At 62.6% G+C, this 15,941-nt stretch carries 14 protein-coding genes; 9 read left to right on the forward strand and 5 right to left on the reverse strand.

Features of this window, described 5'->3' with window-relative positions:
* Positions 1-83: 83 nt before the first annotated feature.
* The 3 genes from kdgD to CO655_RS29135 form a co-directional block, all read right to left on the reverse strand.
* Positions 84-1,010: a 5-dehydro-4-deoxyglucarate dehydratase gene (kdgD, locus tag CO655_RS29125; protein ID WP_097667627.1), complete on the reverse strand. Its 927-nt coding sequence runs from the start codon at positions 1,008-1,010 to the stop codon at positions 84-86.
* A gap of 36 nt (positions 1,011-1,046) precedes the next feature.
* On the reverse strand, positions 1,047-2,021 hold the full coding sequence (locus CO655_RS29130) for a mannonate dehydratase (RefSeq protein WP_097608028.1): 975 nt from the start codon (positions 2,019-2,021) through the stop codon (positions 1,047-1,049).
* 65 nt (positions 2,022-2,086) lie between these two features.
* Entirely contained in the window at positions 2,087-2,797 is a 711-nt protein-coding gene (locus CO655_RS29135; protein ID WP_097608027.1) for a FadR/GntR family transcriptional regulator, read from the reverse strand.
* A gap of 132 nt (positions 2,798-2,929) precedes the next feature.
* Here CO655_RS29135 and CO655_RS29140 point away from each other — a divergent pair, with 132 nt between their 5' ends.
* From CO655_RS29140 to CO655_RS29160, 5 genes are read left to right on the forward strand one after another with little or no spacing between them, the layout of a single operon-like run.
* Entirely contained in the window at positions 2,930-4,525 is a 1,596-nt protein-coding gene (locus tag CO655_RS29140) for an ABC transporter substrate-binding protein (protein ID WP_097667628.1), read from the forward strand.
* A gap of 20 nt (positions 4,526-4,545) precedes the next feature.
* A complete protein-coding gene (locus CO655_RS29145; protein ID WP_097667629.1) occupies positions 4,546-5,574 on the forward strand; it encodes an ABC transporter permease in 1,029 nt (342 codons plus the stop codon).
* A gap of 11 nt (positions 5,575-5,585) precedes the next feature.
* The gene (locus CO655_RS29150; protein ID WP_097667630.1) at positions 5,586-6,488 is read left to right on the forward strand and encodes an ABC transporter permease; all 903 of its coding nucleotides are present in this window, start codon (positions 5,586-5,588) and stop codon (positions 6,486-6,488) included.
* A 1-nt stretch (position 6,489) separates the two neighbouring features.
* A complete protein-coding gene (locus tag CO655_RS29155) occupies positions 6,490-7,335 on the forward strand; it encodes an ABC transporter ATP-binding protein (RefSeq protein ID WP_097667645.1) in 846 nt (281 codons plus the stop codon).
* Positions 7,332-8,075, forward strand: coding sequence for an ABC transporter ATP-binding protein (locus CO655_RS29160; RefSeq protein ID WP_097667631.1), 744 nt, complete (start codon positions 7,332-7,334; stop codon positions 8,073-8,075). Before CO655_RS29155 ends, CO655_RS29160 begins: the two co-directional genes overlap by 4 nt.
* A gap of 31 nt (positions 8,076-8,106) precedes the next feature.
* Here CO655_RS29160 and CO655_RS29165 read toward each other — a convergent pair whose 3' ends face one another.
* Positions 8,107-8,634 carry an NADPH-dependent FMN reductase gene (locus CO655_RS29165; RefSeq protein WP_097667632.1) on the reverse strand — a complete coding sequence of 176 codons (528 nt, stop codon included), beginning with the start codon at positions 8,632-8,634 and terminating at the stop codon, positions 8,107-8,109.
* Complete coding sequence (locus CO655_RS29170; RefSeq protein ID WP_097667633.1) at positions 8,631-9,686, reverse strand: LacI family DNA-binding transcriptional regulator; 1,056 nt, start codon at positions 9,684-9,686, stop codon at positions 8,631-8,633. The genes CO655_RS29165 and CO655_RS29170 overlap by 4 nt, the downstream gene beginning before the upstream one ends.
* A gap of 187 nt (positions 9,687-9,873) precedes the next feature.
* Between CO655_RS29170 and CO655_RS29175 the strand changes: the two genes are divergently transcribed.
* The 4 genes from CO655_RS29175 (at position 9,874) to CO655_RS29190 (ending at position 15,922) form a co-directional block, all read left to right on the forward strand.
* Complete coding sequence (locus CO655_RS29175; protein ID WP_097667634.1) at positions 9,874-12,396, forward strand: hypothetical protein; 2,523 nt, start codon at positions 9,874-9,876, stop codon at positions 12,394-12,396.
* A 168-nt stretch (positions 12,397-12,564) separates the two neighbouring features.
* Positions 12,565-13,824, forward strand: coding sequence for an ABC transporter substrate-binding protein (locus CO655_RS29180; protein ID WP_097667635.1), 1,260 nt, complete (start codon positions 12,565-12,567; stop codon positions 13,822-13,824).
* An 11-nt stretch (positions 13,825-13,835) separates the two neighbouring features.
* Entirely contained in the window at positions 13,836-14,873 is a 1,038-nt protein-coding gene (locus CO655_RS29185) for a sugar ABC transporter permease (protein WP_010035174.1), read from the forward strand.
* Positions 14,870-15,922, forward strand: a complete 1,053-nt coding sequence (locus tag CO655_RS29190) for a carbohydrate ABC transporter permease (RefSeq protein ID WP_097667636.1) — start codon at positions 14,870-14,872, stop codon at positions 15,920-15,922. Before CO655_RS29185 ends, CO655_RS29190 begins: the two co-directional genes overlap by 4 nt.
* The last annotated feature ends 19 nt before the right edge of the window (positions 15,923-15,941 follow it).

The raw sequence follows: 15,941 nt of genomic DNA on the forward strand, positions 1-15,941 counted from the left end.
AAATGTGTGAATGCCATAGCCCCGAGGGGAGAAGAGGGAATCAAGAGGGCGCGGCAGATACTCCTGCCGTCCGCCGTCGGCGATTACTCCGCCGCAATCCGCGAGACGCCGTTGGCCTGCACGATCTTCTCCAGCAGCGCCAGTTCCTCCTGGGTCAGATCCGTCAAAGGCGGCCGCACGGGGCCTGGGTTCTGGCCAAGGACGCGAAGCCCCGCCTTGATGATCGAGACGGCATAGCCCTTCTTGCGGTTGCGCAGGGCGACGAAGGGGAAGAAGAAGCTCTTGAGGATCTCGTCGACGGTCGCCTGGTCGCCGGTGCGCAAGGCACCGTAAAAGCGCTGGGCGAGGGCGGGGACGAAATTGAACACCGCGGAGGAATAGGTGGTCACGCCGGCGGCGAAATAGGCCTGGGCGTAAACCTCATGGGTCGGCATGCCGCCGACATAGACGAGACGGTCGCCGAGCCGCGTGGTGATCTCGATGACCTTGTCGACATCGCCGACGCCGTCCTTGAAGCCGACCAGATTCGGGCATTCCTCCGCAAGCCGCGCGATGCTGTCGGCCGTCAGAATGGCATTGTCGCGGTTATAGACGATGACGCCGATGCCGACCGATTGGCAGACCGCCTTGACATGGGCGATGAGGCCGGCCTGTTCGGCAAACATCAGATAGGGTGGCAGCAGCAGCAGCCCGTCCGCGCCGGCCTTTTCGGCCGCCTGTGCGATCTCGATGGCAAGCGATGTGCCGTAGCCGGTTCCCGAGATGATCGGCGTATTGCCGGCCGATGCCTTGGCGGCGCGCACGACCTGAGGGATTTCGGCCGGGTTGAGCGAGAAGAACTCGCCGGTGCCGCCGGCGGCAAACAAAGCGGCGGCGTCGTAGCCGGCAAGCCACTCGACATGACGGCGATATTTCGCCTCGTCGAATTTCAGCTGGTCGTCGAAATGGGTGACCGGAAACGAGAGCAGACCACTGCCGACGGCCTTCTTCAATTCAATCGGGTTCATCATCAAGTCCTATTCCTTACGTGTTGAAAATTGGCCGCCTCAGGCGCTCTCGAGCACTTGCAGAAGTGCGGCGATATAGCCGTAGCAAAAGGCGAATGCGGTGGCGGAAGGGTCCTTGCCGCTGACGGTCGGCACATGGTCGGGCATCAGCATGTATTTGAAGCCGACTTCCTTGTAGATCCTGGCCGAGCGGACCATGTCCATGTCGCCTTCGTCGGGGAAAGTTTCCATGAAGGAGAGCTTGCCGCCGCGAATATTGCGGAAGTGGACGTTGAAGATCTTGTCGCGCTGACCAAACCAGCGAATGACGTCGTCGATCTCCTCGCCGGGATTATCCAGCATCTCGCCGATCGATCCCTGGCAGAAATTGAGGCCGTGATAGGGATTTTCGCGCATCAGCACGAACTTCTTCAGACCTTCCACCGTGCCGAGCACGCGGGTGACGCCGCGATAGCCGGGCGGCGTATAGGGATCGTGCGGGTGGCAGGCGAGGCGGACGCGATTGCTTTCGGCGACAGGCACGACCCGTTCGAGGAAATAATCGATCCGTTCCCAGTTTTCGTCTTCGGAGAGTACGCCGGCAAGGCCGGGTGCTGCCTGCTGGTCGGTCTTGTCCCAGCGGAAGCTCGCATTCATCGAGCCGCCGCGCCCCGGCTCGTCCGGCGTGCGGGGAATGCCGATCAGGTTGAGATTGTATTTGACGGCCGGAATGCCGGCTGCCGCGACATTCTCGATCATCTTGCAGACTGCGTCGATCTGTCGGTCGCGTTCGGGGCCGGCAAGCAGAATATCGGGATAGGACGCTTTCTCGATCGGCTGCGAGGGCAGGGGCAGCTGGATCATGTCGAGGATCAGGCCGAAGCTTTCGACCTTGTCGCGATGGCGCTCGATGTCGGCAAACGTCCAGCTGCTCGGCTTGCCGGGCGGATCGGCGCTGATATGCTTCACGCCCAATTGCGCGAAGATCCGATAATCATCATCGTCGCGCGCCGCCACCTGTGTTCCCAGATACATCAGATACCCTCTCCAGATTCAACAATGTCATATGACATAATATGAATTTTGGAGGGTGTCGAGCCCTATTGCTGCTCCGCGAGCATCCGATAGCGCCTTTGGCTCGCCATCAGATGGGCGCGCATCGCCTGGCGGGCGCGGTCCGGATCCTGATCGGCGATCGCCGAGAGGATCTCCACATGTTCGGCATAGACCTTTTGCAGATAGTCGCGGTCATTGGCTTCGGGCAGCGTCGGAAACTGGCCGCGGGGAATGGCGCGGGGGCCGAAATGGCGCAGCACGTCGACATAGAATCGGTTGTTGGTGGCCGCGGCGATCGCCATGTGAAAGGCATAATCCGCCTCGACGGTTTGCTGCCCGCTCTCGATGAGTTGCGCCATTTTGCGGTTGGCCTCGCGGATTGCGGCCTCCTGCTCGGCGGTGCGGCGATAGGCGGCAATCGCCGCCGCTTCGCCCTCGGTCGCCATGCGAAACTCCAGCAATTCCAGGGTTTCCGGAATGCTTTTGATTTCCACCGGCGTCAATGACATCGCCGAATGGACCTTTGGATCCGCGACGAAAACGCCTTTGCCTTGGATCGGCCTGACGAAACCCGCAGCCCTCAGATCGGCGATGGCCTCGCGCACCACGGTGCGGCTGACGCCGAAGGTCGATTCGAGCTGCGGCTCGGTCGGCAGCTGGTCGCCGACGCGCAATTTCCCCATCTCGATTTGTGCCCGCAGCTGATCGATGACCTGCTGCGCCAGTCTTTGCCGCCCACGGCCGAGTGTCGTCATTCTTTATTCCCCAGTTCCTTCGCCTCAGGTCTTCCGTATGGCTCTTGCAAATCGTTTTGGACTTCGATAAATCATAATACGACATACGGACGACATAATATGTCTATTATAGTAATCCAGGGAGGAGTGACAATGAAACATTTTTCTAAAGGCCTGTTCGTCGGCGCCGTCTTCGGCGCGCTGACGATCGCTGCACCGCTCTCGCATGCCGCCACGCCGAGGGATCAGCTGGTGATCGGCACATCGCTGGCCCAGGTCCTGTCGCTCGATCCGCATCAGGCGACCGAGGGCAAGGCAGTCGAGATCATGTCGAATCTGTACGATCGGCTGGTCAACAGCACGCCGGATGGCAAGATCGCGCCGCAGCTGGCCGAAAGCTGGAAGGTCGACGACAAGGGCATCACCTTCAGCCTGCGCCAGGCCAATTTCGCCTCCGGCAATCCGGTGACGTCAAAGGACGTCGTCTATTCGCTGGGGCGCCTGCTGAAGCTCGACCAGGCTGCTGCCGCCAACCTCAAGCGCATCGGCTACGACAAGACCAATGTCGACAAGCTCGTCACGGCTGTCGACGACAAGACCGTGCGCATCGATTTTTCCGGGCAGGTGACAGCCGAAATGCTGCTCTACCGCCTGACGACCTCGACCACCAGCGTCGTCGACAGCGTCGAAGTTGAGAAGCACGTTGCCGACAACGACTTCGGCAATGCCTGGATGCGCACGCATTCGGCAGGCTCCGGCCCGTTCACGCTCAATCGCTGGTCGCCGAACGAACTCGTCATCCTCGATGCCAACAAGGATTATGTCACCGGCGCGCCGAAGATGAAGCGTGTCATCGTTCGCCATGTTCCGGAAAGCCAGGTCGAGCGGCTGATGCTCGAACGCGGCGACATCGATATCGCCAGCGCGCTGACCGCAGCCGATCTCGCGACCTTCAAGGACAAAAAGGGCTTTACCATCCAGCGCATCCCGACAGGCGGCTTCTACGTGCTGTCGATGAATGCCGGCAACCAGTATCTGTCCAACCCGAAGGTCCGCGAGGCGATTGCCTACGGCATCGATTACAAGGGCATCGAGAAGACGATCATGGGGCCATACGGGCGGGCGAGAACCGTTCCCGTGCCGGAGAATTTTGAATATGCGATCCCGAGCCCCGATTGGCATCTCGACGTCGAAAAATCCAAGCAGCTGCTGGCCGAGGCGGGTTACAAGGACGGTTTTTCGCTGACGCTCAAGACCATCGCGCAGACGCCGCGCATCGATCTGGCGACCGCCATCCAGGCATCGCTTGCCCAGGTCGGCATCAAGGTCGACATCCAGCAGGGTAACGGCTCGGAAATCATCGCCGCCCACCGCGCCCGGGATTTCGATCTGCTGATCCCGCAGACCAGCGCCTATATGCCGAACGTGCTCGGTTCGATGGAGCAGTTTTCGTCCAATCCCGACAACTCGAAGGAAGCCAACAATGCCGGCAACTTCGTCTGGCGTTCGGCCTGGGACATTCCCGAACTCACGGCTTTGACGGCCAAGGCTTCGATGGAGCCGGATCCGAAGAAGCGCGGCGAGCTCTATGGTCAGATGCAGAAGATGTTCGTCGAACAGAAGCCGGCGGTTCTGCCGATGTTCGAGCGCTTCGAGCCGATCGTCCTGTCGAGCAAGGTTGAGGGCTATATCGGGCATCCGACCCAGCTGACGCGCCTCGAGAACGTCACGAAGTCCGAAACGCAGTAATACTCCCGAGGCAGCCGATCATGAAGGAACTCTCTGTAGCCGAATTTGGCCGACGCCTGGCGCATTTGCTGGTCAGCCTGTTCATCCTCCTCTGCGTCACCTTCGTGATCGGCCGCGTCCTGCCGACGGATCCCGTCGGCGCGATCGTCGGCGAGCTCGCCGATCCCGCCGCCTATGCGGCGATGCGGACGCGCCTGGGGCTGGATCTGCCAATCTATCAGCAGTTCTTCCTCTATCTGAACGGGCTCGCCCATGGTGATTTCGGCACGGCTGTGCTCACCGGCAATCCCGTTTCTTCGGACCTCGCACAGGCCTTTCCGGCGACATTCGAACTGGCGACGCTCGCGGTGATCATCTCGACCTTCGTCGGCGTTCCCCTCGGGCTTGCCGCAGCGCTGTTTCGCGACAGCCCGATCGACAAGATCGCCCGTGTCGTCGCCCTTGTCGGCCATTCGATCCCGGTCTTCTGGTTCGGCATCGTCGGACTCGTCATCTTCTATGCCGGCCTGAACTGGGTCGGCGGGCCGGGCAGGGTCGACGTGTTCTATGAAGGGCTTGTCACGCCGCAGACCGGGCTCTTGCTGATCGACAGCCTGCTGCAGGGCGAGACGGAAATCTTCTGGAACGCGCTCGGTCACATCATCCTGCCGGCCTTCATCCTGGCTTATGCCGCCATGGCCTACATCACCCGCATGACCCGAAGCTTCACGCTGGAGCAGCTGAGCCAGGATTATGTCATTGCCGCCCGCGCCAAGGGTGTGAGCCCGACCGGCACGGTGCTGCGCCATGTCCTGCCGAATATCGCGGTGCAGCTGATCACCATCCTCGCCATTTCCTATGGCGGGCTGCTCGAAGGTGCCGTCGTCACCGAGATCGTCTTCTCCTGGCCGGGCATCGGCCAATATATGACGAACGCGCTGATGATCGGCGACATGAACGCCATCGTCGCAGCCACCATCATCGTGGGATTCATCTTCATGTTTTTGAACTTCCTGGCCGACGTCGCCTACGCCGTGCTCGATCCGCGCATGCGGGAGGCGACCCGATGAGCCCAAGCCCAATGAGCAATGCCATCCGCAGCGAGATCCAGATCCGTCCGCCCAGCATGCCGAGCCGCGTTGCCGCCTCGTTCGGCCGCGCCGGCCGCAAATTGGCCGATGAGCCGCTCGGTCTCGCCGGCTTCGTCATTCTCGGCCTGCTCTGCATCGTCGCGATTTTCGCGCCGCTTCTGGCGCCTTACGATCCCGCCATCCAGTCGCTCGGCGATGCCTTGCAGCCCCCCAGCCTCACGCATCTGGCCGGCACCGACGAATTCGGCCGTGATATTCTAAGCCGGTTGATCTTCGGCACGCGCATCACCATCCAGACGGTGCTGTCGGTGTCCTTGATCGTCGGGCCGATCGGCCTGCTGATTGGCATCGTCGCCGGTTTCTTCGGCGGCAACACCGATGCCTTTCTGATGCGCGCCACCGATATCGTGCTCTCCTTTCCGTCGCTGATCCTGGCGCTCGCCTTTGCCGCCGCCCTCGGCGCCGGCCTCGGCACGGCGATCATCGCCATCTCGCTCACCGCCTGGCCGCCGATTGCGAGGCTTGCCCGCGCCGAGGCCCTTGTCGTCCGAAACGCCGATTATGTGGTCGCCGCCCGCCTGTATGGCGCCTCGCCGATGCGCATCCTGCTTCTCTATATCGCGCCCATGTGCATTCCATCGGTCGTCGTTCGCCTGACCCTCAATATGGCGGGCATCATCCTGACGGCGGCCTCGCTCGGCTTTCTCGGCCTCGGCGCCCAGCCGCCGGCGCCCGAATGGGGCGCGATGATCTCCAACGGCCGCAAGTTCATGCTCGATTACTGGTGGGTCGCGGTCATGCCGGGCATCGCCATCCTGCTGACCAGCCTTGCCTTCAACATCGCCGGAGATGCTCTGCGCGACATTCTGGATCCCCGCCATGCCAGATCGTGAAATGCCAGATCGTGATCTTCACCCCGTTCTATCGGTCAAGGACCTGAGCGTCCGCTTCGGACGGGGCGCCGTGCCCGCCGTCTCCAATGTCAGTTTCGACGTCGGGCGCGAACGCGTCGGCATCGTCGGCGAATCCGGTTCCGGCAAGTCGACGACGGGGCGCGCCGTCATGCGCCTGCTGCCGCCGGCCGCGGTGGTCGCCGCTGAGCGCCTGGATCTCGCCGGCAGTTCGCTGCTTGCCAAGACCGAGCGTCAGATGGGCGCGCTTCGCGGCAAGGACATCGCCCTGATCATGCAGGATCCGCGGTATTCCCTGAACCCGGTGCTGTCGATTGGCAAGCAGATCGCCGAAGCCGCCCGTCTTCATCTCGGCCTTCGCGGTAACCAGGCGCAGGATGCCGTCCGCGCCATGCTCGAGCGTGTGCGCATCACCGATCCCGACCGGGTCATGGCGCTTTACCCCCATCAGATCTCCGGCGGCATGGGCCAGCGGGTGATGATCGCCATGATGCTGCTGGCGCGGCCGAAACTCGTCATCGCCGACGAACCGACCTCGGCGCTTGATGTCAGCGTGCGAAAGGATGTGCTGCTGCTGCTCGATGAACTGGTGCGCGAGAACAATTCCGGCCTGCTTTTGATCAGCCACGATATCCGCATGGTCGCGGCCTTCTGCGAGCGCATCATCGTCATGTATGCCGGCCGCATCGTCGAGACGCTAACCAGTCTCGAAGAGGCCCGCCATCCCTATACCCGCGGGCTGATATCGGCGCTGCCAGACCCGAAGAACCCCGTCCGCCGGCTTGCGGTTCTCGACCGGGCGAAACTCGATCTGGAGGCGGCGCAATGATCAATGTGCGTGATCTCGATGTCGTCTTTTCCTCCGGCAAATCAAGCAACCATGTCGTCAGGGGCATCAGCTTTAAGGTCAGCCCGGGCGAGACGCTCGGCATCGTCGGCGAATCCGGCTGCGGCAAATCGACGGTGCTGCGTTGCCTCGCCGGCATGGAGGCCGGTTGGACCGGTCAGATCGAGCTGGGCGGTAAGCCGATCGGCAGGAAGCGCTCCCGCGAGGAACTGACGTCGGCCCAGATGGTGTTTCAGGATCCTTACGGCTCGCTGCATCCCCGCCATCGCATCGGCACCGCGCTTGCCGAGCCGCTGCGCGCCATGCGCCATGCCGATATCTGGTCGAAGGTCGAAAGGGCACTGATCCAGGTGGGGCTGCCGGCAAGCTTTGCAAACCGGTTTCCACACGAGCTTTCCGGCGGCCAGCGGCAGCGCGTGGCAATCGCCCGGGCGCTGATCCTGTCACCGCCCATTCTGCTGCTGGACGAGCCGACATCGGCGCTCGACGTCTCGGTGCAGGCCGAAATCCTCAACCTGCTTGCCGATCAGCGCGAGGAAAAGGGACTGACCTATCTGCTCGTCAGCCATGACCTCGCGGTGATCGCCCATATGTGCGACCGGGTGTTGATCATGAAGAACGGCGGCTTCGTCGATGAACTCACCAAGGCGGATCTGCAGGCCGGCACGACGCATGATGCCTATGCGCGCGAGCTGTTCGAGGCGAGCTTCATCGAAGCCTGACGGGGGATCCGAGCCGCTGCACGAAGCAACGTCAGGCCGGTTTGCAATAATTTGCGAAAGCGTCGAGGAAGCGGCACATCTCCTCCTGATGCCGAGGCGCGGAAAGATGCGCTGCAACCTCATCAGGTAATAGCTTCATCAGAGGAAGCCGGAGGAAGAGCTCCTCGTTGAATCGGTCGCTGAGCGTGGCGAGGGCGACGCGAAGCTGACCCAGCATGTCATCGCCGCGGTGCGACGCATGCGCGAGCACGATCGGTTTGCCGATCACCTCGTTGCGGGAGACGAGCCAGTCGATGGCGTTCTTCAATCCGCCGGGGATTGATCGGATATATTCGGGGCTAGCCAGGATCAGGCCATCCGCATCCGCGATCGCCTGAGCAAGAGCCGACACGGCAGGCGGCGGGTCCAGCTCCAGGTCGGGCGAAAACACCGGAAGTTCACCCACACGGTCATAGACCGAAAGCACATGCGTCTGGCCGGCAACTGCTTGCAGAGCATGGAGGAGGGCGGTGTTTGTCGAGGCTCGACGGGCGCTTCCGGATATTGCCAGGAATTTCATGACGGCGGCCCAACCTCCTGGGAGCGGTTGACGGTTGCGACGCTGCCCCTTTCGACGAGATGGCAGGCGAGCTCGACGCGCCGGCGCGGTGCGGCAAGGCCGAGCATCATGTCGCGCAACAGATCGAGCGCGGTGGCGCCGAGTTCGCGCATCGGAATGTGCACGCTCGACAGCGGCGGATTGAGAAAGGCCGATTGCGGCAGGTCGTCGATACCCATGACGGAAATGTCCTGTGGTACCGCATATCCCATCGCCTGCAATCCGCGCATGGCGCCGTTGGCAAGGCTGTCGCCCGCCGTCAGGACGGCGGTGAACGTCAGGCCTTGGTCGCGGACGAAGCGGGTGATGGCTTCGGCGCCGAGTTCCGGCAGCCAGTCGTCGACCTCGAGCACCAGCTCGGCACCGGCCTTCAGCCCGTGATGCAGCATGGCATCGCGCCAGCCCTCCAGGCGCCGCTCGATCGTCCGCCGGCCCGGCCGCAGCATGAAAAGGATCTGTCGATGCCCGGCCTCGATCAGCCGTTCGGCAGCGATGAAGGCGGCCGAGCGGTTGCAGGGCGTCACACTCGAAAGCCGCATATAGGGATCGTCGGTGTTGACCAGCACGACCGGTTTCCCCAAGCCCGCGGCCGCCGCCAGCATATCCTCCTCGTCGACGGTCAGGATCAGCATGCCGCCAAAGCTCGGATCGTCGCGCATCTCGGCAATGACGCGGGCTTCGTCCGCCTTGTCGGCGACCGGGCGCATGGCCATCTCGATGCCGAGCGCGGCCGCGCGCGCATTCAGGCCTTCGAGGACGTAGAGGGTGAACTGGTTGCGGACATAATCGATCATCGCCGCGCCGGAGGCGACGAGCATCACCTTCTTACCGGCGACACTCGCCGGCAGCGCGTAGCTGACCGCGCTGGCCGTTTCCAGCACCAGTTTGCGGATTTCGGGTCTTACGCCCTTTTCACCGGCGAGCGCCCGCGACACGGTGCTGATCGATACGCCGCACCGGGCGGCGATGTCGTCGAGGCGCGTGCGCCTGCCTTTCTTTTGATCCGGGGCCATGTCGTTTTCCTCGCTCCCATTCCTTTATGCAAAAATCTTTCAGATTGCGCAAATGGAATGCCTATGCACAATTGCCATTGAGGAGTCCGCGACAAGCGGCAAAGCAGGGAGGCTTTGAAGATGCGGCTTGACCGCCATCCATGCGTCGGCGTTTTCTCGGAAATCCCAAGGCCGGAGCAGATTTCAGATGGCCGCTGAGCAGCAAGCCCGTCTCCGCCGCGATACCGCAAAGAATAGCCCGATCGTCTATTGGCAACTCGGCCCTCTCTCGCAGCAGCGCTATGACGTCGCCGACCGTCCGATGGAAGGCAGGATGGATCCGTTTTTCTTCGTCACCAAGACGAAGAATTTCATCCCGCATGAATATCCCTGCCGCACCGAATTCAAGGCATCCTTTTCCGGCCGGCGGCCGCAGCCGGCTGCCGAATTCGAGGCCATCCGCTGGTGGCTGCCCTTTGCCTCGCCGCGTGTCGATCTCTCCGGCTTCTGGTTTCGCCCGACACGCATCGGCTGTTGGGCGCGCACCTTCCTCAATGCCCGCACGGCCGGGCCAGCCACGCTTCGCCTATCGACCTGCGGTGGCGCCATCCTCTTCGTCAACGGCAGCGAACAGGGCTTCATGGCGCCTTACGAGCGCAATTTGGAAGCGCAGCAGATCTTCGAGGTCGAGCTGTCGGTGGGCCTCAACGAGATCCGCATCTATTTCGATGATCTCGCCGAGCGCGACGCCCGCTTTTATTTCCAGCTGGATTATCTCGACGGGCCGGAGGTCGAAACATCACTTCCCGTTCCGATCGCCGCCGACGAGGCGGACGGGCTGGAGGCGATCCTCGAAGGCATGCGCTTCGATCGCACCGCCTACCTTGGCGAGGACGTGACGATCCTCTTTCCCGCGCCGCTGCCGGTGGCGCTGAGCTGCCATGTCGAGATCGAGGGCGACTTCATGTCGGTCGAGCGCTTCGATTATGATTTTGCATTGGAAAAAGGCGCGACCAAGCTGGAACTCGGCACTTCGGCGCGCATGCCCGCCGATTTCCGCCATTTCCGCATCACCTTCAAAACCGGTACACTGTCCATCGCCCGCACCCTCGGCGTCGAGATCTGTCATCCCGAACGCCAGGGGCAAGCACCGGCTGCGCTGGAAGATCGCATCGCCGAGGCGCTGGCCGAGGTCGCCGCCCATTCCGAGCCCGATACCGTCTGCGCTTTCGCCCGTCTGGCGCTAGGGCAGGGCGGCGAGCAGACCGAGGCGATGATTTCGGCCATGCTGCCGGTCATCGAGGATTGTCACGACTGCGCCGATTTCGTGCTGGTGCCACTGCTCTTCGCCTATACGCGCTGGAGCGATCTTCTGTCACCGGAACTGCGGGTCAGGATCGAGCAGGCGGTTCTCAACTACCGCTATTGGATGGACGAGCCGGGCAACGACGTTCAGTGGTATTTTTCGGAAAACCACGCGCTACTCTTTCACACCGCTGCCTATCTCGGCGGCAGGCTTTTCCCCGATGCCGTCTTCGTTCGTTCCGGCCGTACCGGCTCCGAACAGATGAAGGTCGGCGAAGAGCGGGTTCGCGCCTGGCTCGATCATTTCGAGCGCTGGGAAATGGCCGAGTGGAATTCCGTTCCCTATTTCCCGATCGACCTGAAGGGCCTGACGGCGCTCGCCGCCTGCGCGCCGGATGAGACAATCCGCGCCCGCGCCAATGCCAGCATCGTCCGCCTGATGGAGATCGTCGCCCGCTCCGCCCATCACGGCATGCTGACCGGCAGCCAGGGCCGCTCCTATGAACATACGCTGCGTCCCGGCCGCTCGGTCGAGCTGTCGGCCATCGCCCGGCTGCTCTGGGGTCGTGGCTGGTACGGCCGGCGTTTCCACGCGCTGCCGCAGCTTGCCGTCTGCATCCGCGATCATGGCCTGCATTTCCCGGAAGCGCTCGCTGAAATCGCCGCGCACCGTTCCGACGACGCGCAGGAGTGGACCTTCTCCCAGGGCGAAAACCGGTTCGCCGCCCTCTATCACTACAAGACGCGCGACACCGCGCTCGGCACCATCGCCCATTATCGCCCCGGCGCCTGGGGTTATCAGGAGACGGTGCTGCACCTGCGCCTCGGCGAGCGGCCGGAAGCGCAGATCTGGATCAACCATCCCGGCGAAACCATCCAGTTCGGTTACGGTCGGCCGAGCTTCTGGGGCGGCTGCGGAACGCTGCCGCGCGTGCATCAATATCGCGACCTGGCCATTCTCGATTTCAACATCCATGAGGGTCAGCCGGATTTCACCCATGCCTGGTTCCCCCTGGAGGCCTTCGACGAGACGGCGGTCGACGGCAATCTGGGGCTCGCCCGCTCCGGCGGCGGCCTTGCCATGCTGATCGGCAACGGACCGCTGGAGCCGGTCAAACACGGCCCGACCACGGATGTCGAGCTGCGGCTCTCCGGCCGCCAGGGCCGCTGGATCGTCCGCCTCTCCGATCTCGGTCGTGAGGGCAGCCTGGATCGGATGCGGGGACGTTTCGCCGCGCTCTCGGCCCGGCGGGACGGCGGGGGTGCATTGATCGTCATCGATCCGGATTACGGCGAGGTCGTCTTCGAGGAGGACGGCACTGTGCGTGCTGAAGGCCGCATTCTTCGTCCGTCGGACTGGTCGGTCGGGGGAGACGCGGTACATCTTAAGATACCGGGCAGGCAGCCTCGGCGAGCGGCCTCGTAGACGACATGTCCGGCAGGTGGAGGACCCAGCCGGGCCTGCTGCATAATTCCTTAAATCGGAATCGATTAAGGATAAAATTATGCAGCAATTCAAGGTGTTACAGCGTCCTTTGCGCGTCTGAAAAGACGCGCGGCGCTGTAGGAATTCATCGGTCAAGAGGAGGAGAAAATGACCAGAATGAAATCGATCGGCGCGGCTTTTGCTGCGGTTCTCTTGAGTTCCGTCGCCGCCCATGCCGGCGACGTGCGCATCATGTGGTATTGCGACGGCGGCGAAGGCGCGGTCATCAAGGATCTGCTGTCGCGCTTCTCCAAGGCCAACCCGGATGTCAACGTCATCCTTGACGAAGTCTCCTACGACGTCGTCAAGGAGCAGCTGCCGGTGCAGCTCGAAGCCGGCAAGGGGCCGGATATTGCCCGCGTCACCAATCTGAAGGCGCAGGCGCAGCACTGGCTCGATCTTCGTCCGTTGCTGGCCGATGCGAAATATTGGGATGAGAATTTCGGCGCCCAAGCCGACTGGATGCGCCCCGACGGCTCGAATGCCATCACCGGCTTCATGACGCAGCTGACGATGACCGGCGGCTTCGTCAACAAGACGCTGTTCGAGCAGGCCGGCGTCGAAATCCCCGGCCCGAAGGCGACCTGGGACGATTGGGCGGCCGCCGCCAAGAAGGTCGCCGACAGCCAGAAGGTCTTCGCCATGGCGATCGACCGCTCCGGCCACCGTGTCTCCGGCCCGAACATTTCCTATGGCGCCAACTACATCGCTGCCGACGGCAAGCCGGCGCCGATCGATCAGGGCTCTAAGGAGTTCCTCAGCCGCTTCGTCAAGTGGAACGAGGAGGGCATCGTCAACAAGGATGTCTGGGTCAGCGCCGCCGGCACCACCTATCGCGCCGCCGCCGAGGACTTCATCAATGGCGGCCTTGCCTATTATTACTCGGGCAGCTGGCAGCTCTCGGGATTTGCCCAGAAGATCGGCGACAGCTTCGATTGGGTCATGGCAGGAAGCCCCTGCGGTACGGCCGCCTGTACCGGCATGCAGGGCGGCGCCGGCCTTGTCGCCGTCAAATACACCCAGAATCCGAAGGATGTCGCCAAGGTGATGGATTACCTGGCAAGCGCCGATGTGCAGAAGGAATTTGCCGAGCGCAGCCTGTTCATTCCGGCGCATAAGGGTGTGGCCGCCGGCCAGATGGACTTCAAGACCGACAATGCGCATGTGAAGGCGGCGCTGAAGGCCTTCGTCGAATCGGCGGCTCAGACGGCAGAGCCCGCCATGAAGCTGCCCGGCTGGAAGTGGTCGGACGCCTATTACAGCGCCATCGTCGCCCGCATCAGCCAGGTGATCGCCGGAGAGATGAAGCTCGACGACGCCTATGCCCGCATCGACGAGGACATCAAGGCCAAGGTCGGCGGCAACTGACGGACGGACAGATGACGGCGAAGACGGTTTCTTCCGAACCGCCGGCGAAAGCCGGTCTGCGGCAGGCGCTCGCGGCACCTGTCCGGCTTGTCATGGGGATCGTCGATATTCCCATGCGCGCCTGGCAGAAGCTGACGGGGCTGAACGGCATGGCGGGCGTCTTCCTGGCGCCCAACATGCTGATCTTCACCGTCTTCGTGCTCCTGCCGCTGGTCATCAACTTCATCTATTCGACGACGAGCGGCGGCGCCATATTCCTGCAGAACAGGACCTATGTCGGCGCCGAGCAATACCGCATCCTCTTCGACTGCGGCTCCTATCTCGATCCCGCGACCTGCGCGGCCGACACCTTCTGGGCGGCCGTGCGCAACACCGCTGTCTTCGTCGTCTTCCAGGTGAGCGCGATGCTGGTCGCCGCACTTGCAACGGCGTTGATCCTCAACCGCGAACTTTCCAACCGCGGTTTCTGGCGCGCCGTCTTCTTCTTTCCGGTGCTTCTCTCACCCGTCGTCGTCGGCCTGATCTGGAAATGGATCCTGCAGCGCGAAGGCCTGTTGAACTATGCGCTGAGCCCCTTCGGCTTCGAGCCCTTCTCCTGGCTCAGCGATCGTTTCTGGGCTTTCTTCTTCGCCGTCTTCGTCTCGGTCTGGGCCCATATGGGCTTTTACGCGCTGATCCTGCTCGCCGGCCTGCAGGCGATCCCCAGGGATCTCTATGAGGCGGCGGCAATGGACAAGGCGAGCCCGACCCGCATCTTCCGGCGCATCACCCTGCCGCTTTTGATGCCGAACCTCATCGTCGTCCTGGTGCTGGCGCTGATCCGCGCCGTGCAGATCTTCGACGAGGTCTTCGTGCTTACAGGCGGCGGGCCTGGCACCAGCACCATGTACATCACCCAGTTTATTTACGAGACCGGCTTTGCGAGTTCGCTGCGCAATCCCGGGCTTGCGTCGGCCGCCTCGATCCTGATGGGCATCGTGCTCGTCATCCTGACGCTGGTGCAGCTCGCAGCAAGCAGCCGCAACGAGAAGAAGGGGAAACGCCAATGAGCGCCGTCGGCACCTTTCTCCTTCGCCGCCGCGGCGGCCGGGGCTGGCACTGGACTGACGTCGTCACCTGGATCTGGCTGATCTCGGGCGTCTTCCTGATGTTCGGCCCGGCCGTCTGGCTGGTCTTTTCCTCCTTCAAGACCCCGGCCGCCCTTGCCGAATTCCCGCCGTCCTTCCTGCCCTATGTTACCGAGCAGGCTGTCGTTCCCGGCCACGACAAGCCGCTGCCGCTCTATAAGGTGACGATGCCGGATGGAAGCAGCCGCGTGCTCGCCGAAGTCCGCCGCATCGGCATCATCGGCCAGATGATCGATCCGAAACAGCCTGATGAAATCGTCAAGGTCAACATCAAGGACCGTACGCCGGTGCGCGAGGTGGAATTCGCCGCCGGCAACTACACCGAACCGTTCGAGCGCTTCGATTTCTTCCTGTTCCTGCGCAATTCCGTCTTCGTCACGGTGACGGCGACAGCGATCACGTTGCTGGTGAATTCGATGGCCGCCTTCGCGCTGTCGAAATACCAGTTCCCCGGCCGCACCGCCGTCATGCTGATGATCCTGGCGACGCTGATGGTGCCGCTCTCGGTCATCGTCGTGCCGCTCTATTCCGTCATCGGCACGTTGAACCTCTTCGACAGCCTCTGGGGCGTCATCCTTCCGACTGTGGCCACTCCGACCGGCGTCTTCCTGCTCCGCCAATACATGCTGACCATCCCGGACGAGCTGATCGATGCCGCGCGCATGGACAAGGCCAGCGAATGGCAGATCTACTGGCGCATCATCCTGCCGCTGTCGGCGCCGGCGCTGGCGGTGCTGGCGATCTTCTCGGTCGTCTGGCGCTGGAACGACTTCCTCTGGCCGTTGATCGTGCTGTCGCGCAAGGAACTCTATACGCTGCAGGTCGGCCTCAACGTCTATGCCGGCGAGCTCAATGTGCAATGGCACTATATCCTCGCCATGACGGTCGTCTCGATGATTCCGGTCGTGCTGATCTTCGTCTTCCTGCAGCGTTTCATCACCACAGGCATCGCCGGATCCGGCCTGAAATAAGCCGGCTGAATACAAACAG

It is taken from the genome of Rhizobium sp. M1, from assembly GCF_002531805.1.
GTDB classification, from domain to species: domain Bacteria; phylum Pseudomonadota; class Alphaproteobacteria; order Rhizobiales; family Rhizobiaceae; genus Rhizobium; species Rhizobium etli_C.

What these genes read in the sequence shown, in the direction of transcription:
- CO655_RS29165 (WP_097667632.1), bottom strand. Translation starts at nt 8,634, where the DNA reads ATGAAATTCCTGGCAATATCCGGAAGCGCCCGTCGAGCCTCGACAAAC.
- CO655_RS29180 (WP_097667635.1), top strand. Translation starts at nt 12,565, where the DNA reads ATGACCAGAATGAAATCGATCGGCGCGGCTTTTGCTGCGGTTCTCTTG.
- CO655_RS29150 (WP_097667630.1), top strand. Translation starts at nt 5,586, where the DNA reads ATGAGCAATGCCATCCGCAGCGAGATCCAGATCCGTCCGCCCAGCATG.
- CO655_RS29185 (WP_010035174.1), top strand. Translation starts at nt 13,836, where the DNA reads ATGACGGCGAAGACGGTTTCTTCCGAACCGCCGGCGAAAGCCGGTCTG.
- CO655_RS29135 (WP_097608027.1), bottom strand. Translation starts at nt 2,797, where the DNA reads ATGACGACACTCGGCCGTGGGCGGCAAAGACTGGCGCAGCAGGTCATC.
- CO655_RS29155 (WP_097667645.1), top strand. Translation starts at nt 6,490, where the DNA reads ATGCCAGATCGTGATCTTCACCCCGTTCTATCGGTCAAGGACCTGAGC.
- CO655_RS29140 (WP_097667628.1), top strand. Translation starts at nt 2,930, where the DNA reads ATGAAACATTTTTCTAAAGGCCTGTTCGTCGGCGCCGTCTTCGGCGCG.
- kdgD (WP_097667627.1), bottom strand. Translation starts at nt 1,010, where the DNA reads ATGATGAACCCGATTGAATTGAAGAAGGCCGTCGGCAGTGGTCTGCTC.
- CO655_RS29145 (WP_097667629.1), top strand. Translation starts at nt 4,546, where the DNA reads ATGAAGGAACTCTCTGTAGCCGAATTTGGCCGACGCCTGGCGCATTTG.
- CO655_RS29130 (WP_097608028.1), bottom strand. Translation starts at nt 2,021, where the DNA reads ATGTATCTGGGAACACAGGTGGCGGCGCGCGACGATGATGATTATCGG.
- CO655_RS29190 (WP_097667636.1), top strand. Translation starts at nt 14,870, where the DNA reads ATGAGCGCCGTCGGCACCTTTCTCCTTCGCCGCCGCGGCGGCCGGGGC.
- CO655_RS29170 (WP_097667633.1), bottom strand. Translation starts at nt 9,686, where the DNA reads ATGGCCCCGGATCAAAAGAAAGGCAGGCGCACGCGCCTCGACGACATC.
- CO655_RS29175 (WP_097667634.1), top strand. Translation starts at nt 9,874, where the DNA reads ATGGCCGCTGAGCAGCAAGCCCGTCTCCGCCGCGATACCGCAAAGAAT.
- CO655_RS29160 (WP_097667631.1), top strand. Translation starts at nt 7,332, where the DNA reads ATGATCAATGTGCGTGATCTCGATGTCGTCTTTTCCTCCGGCAAATCA.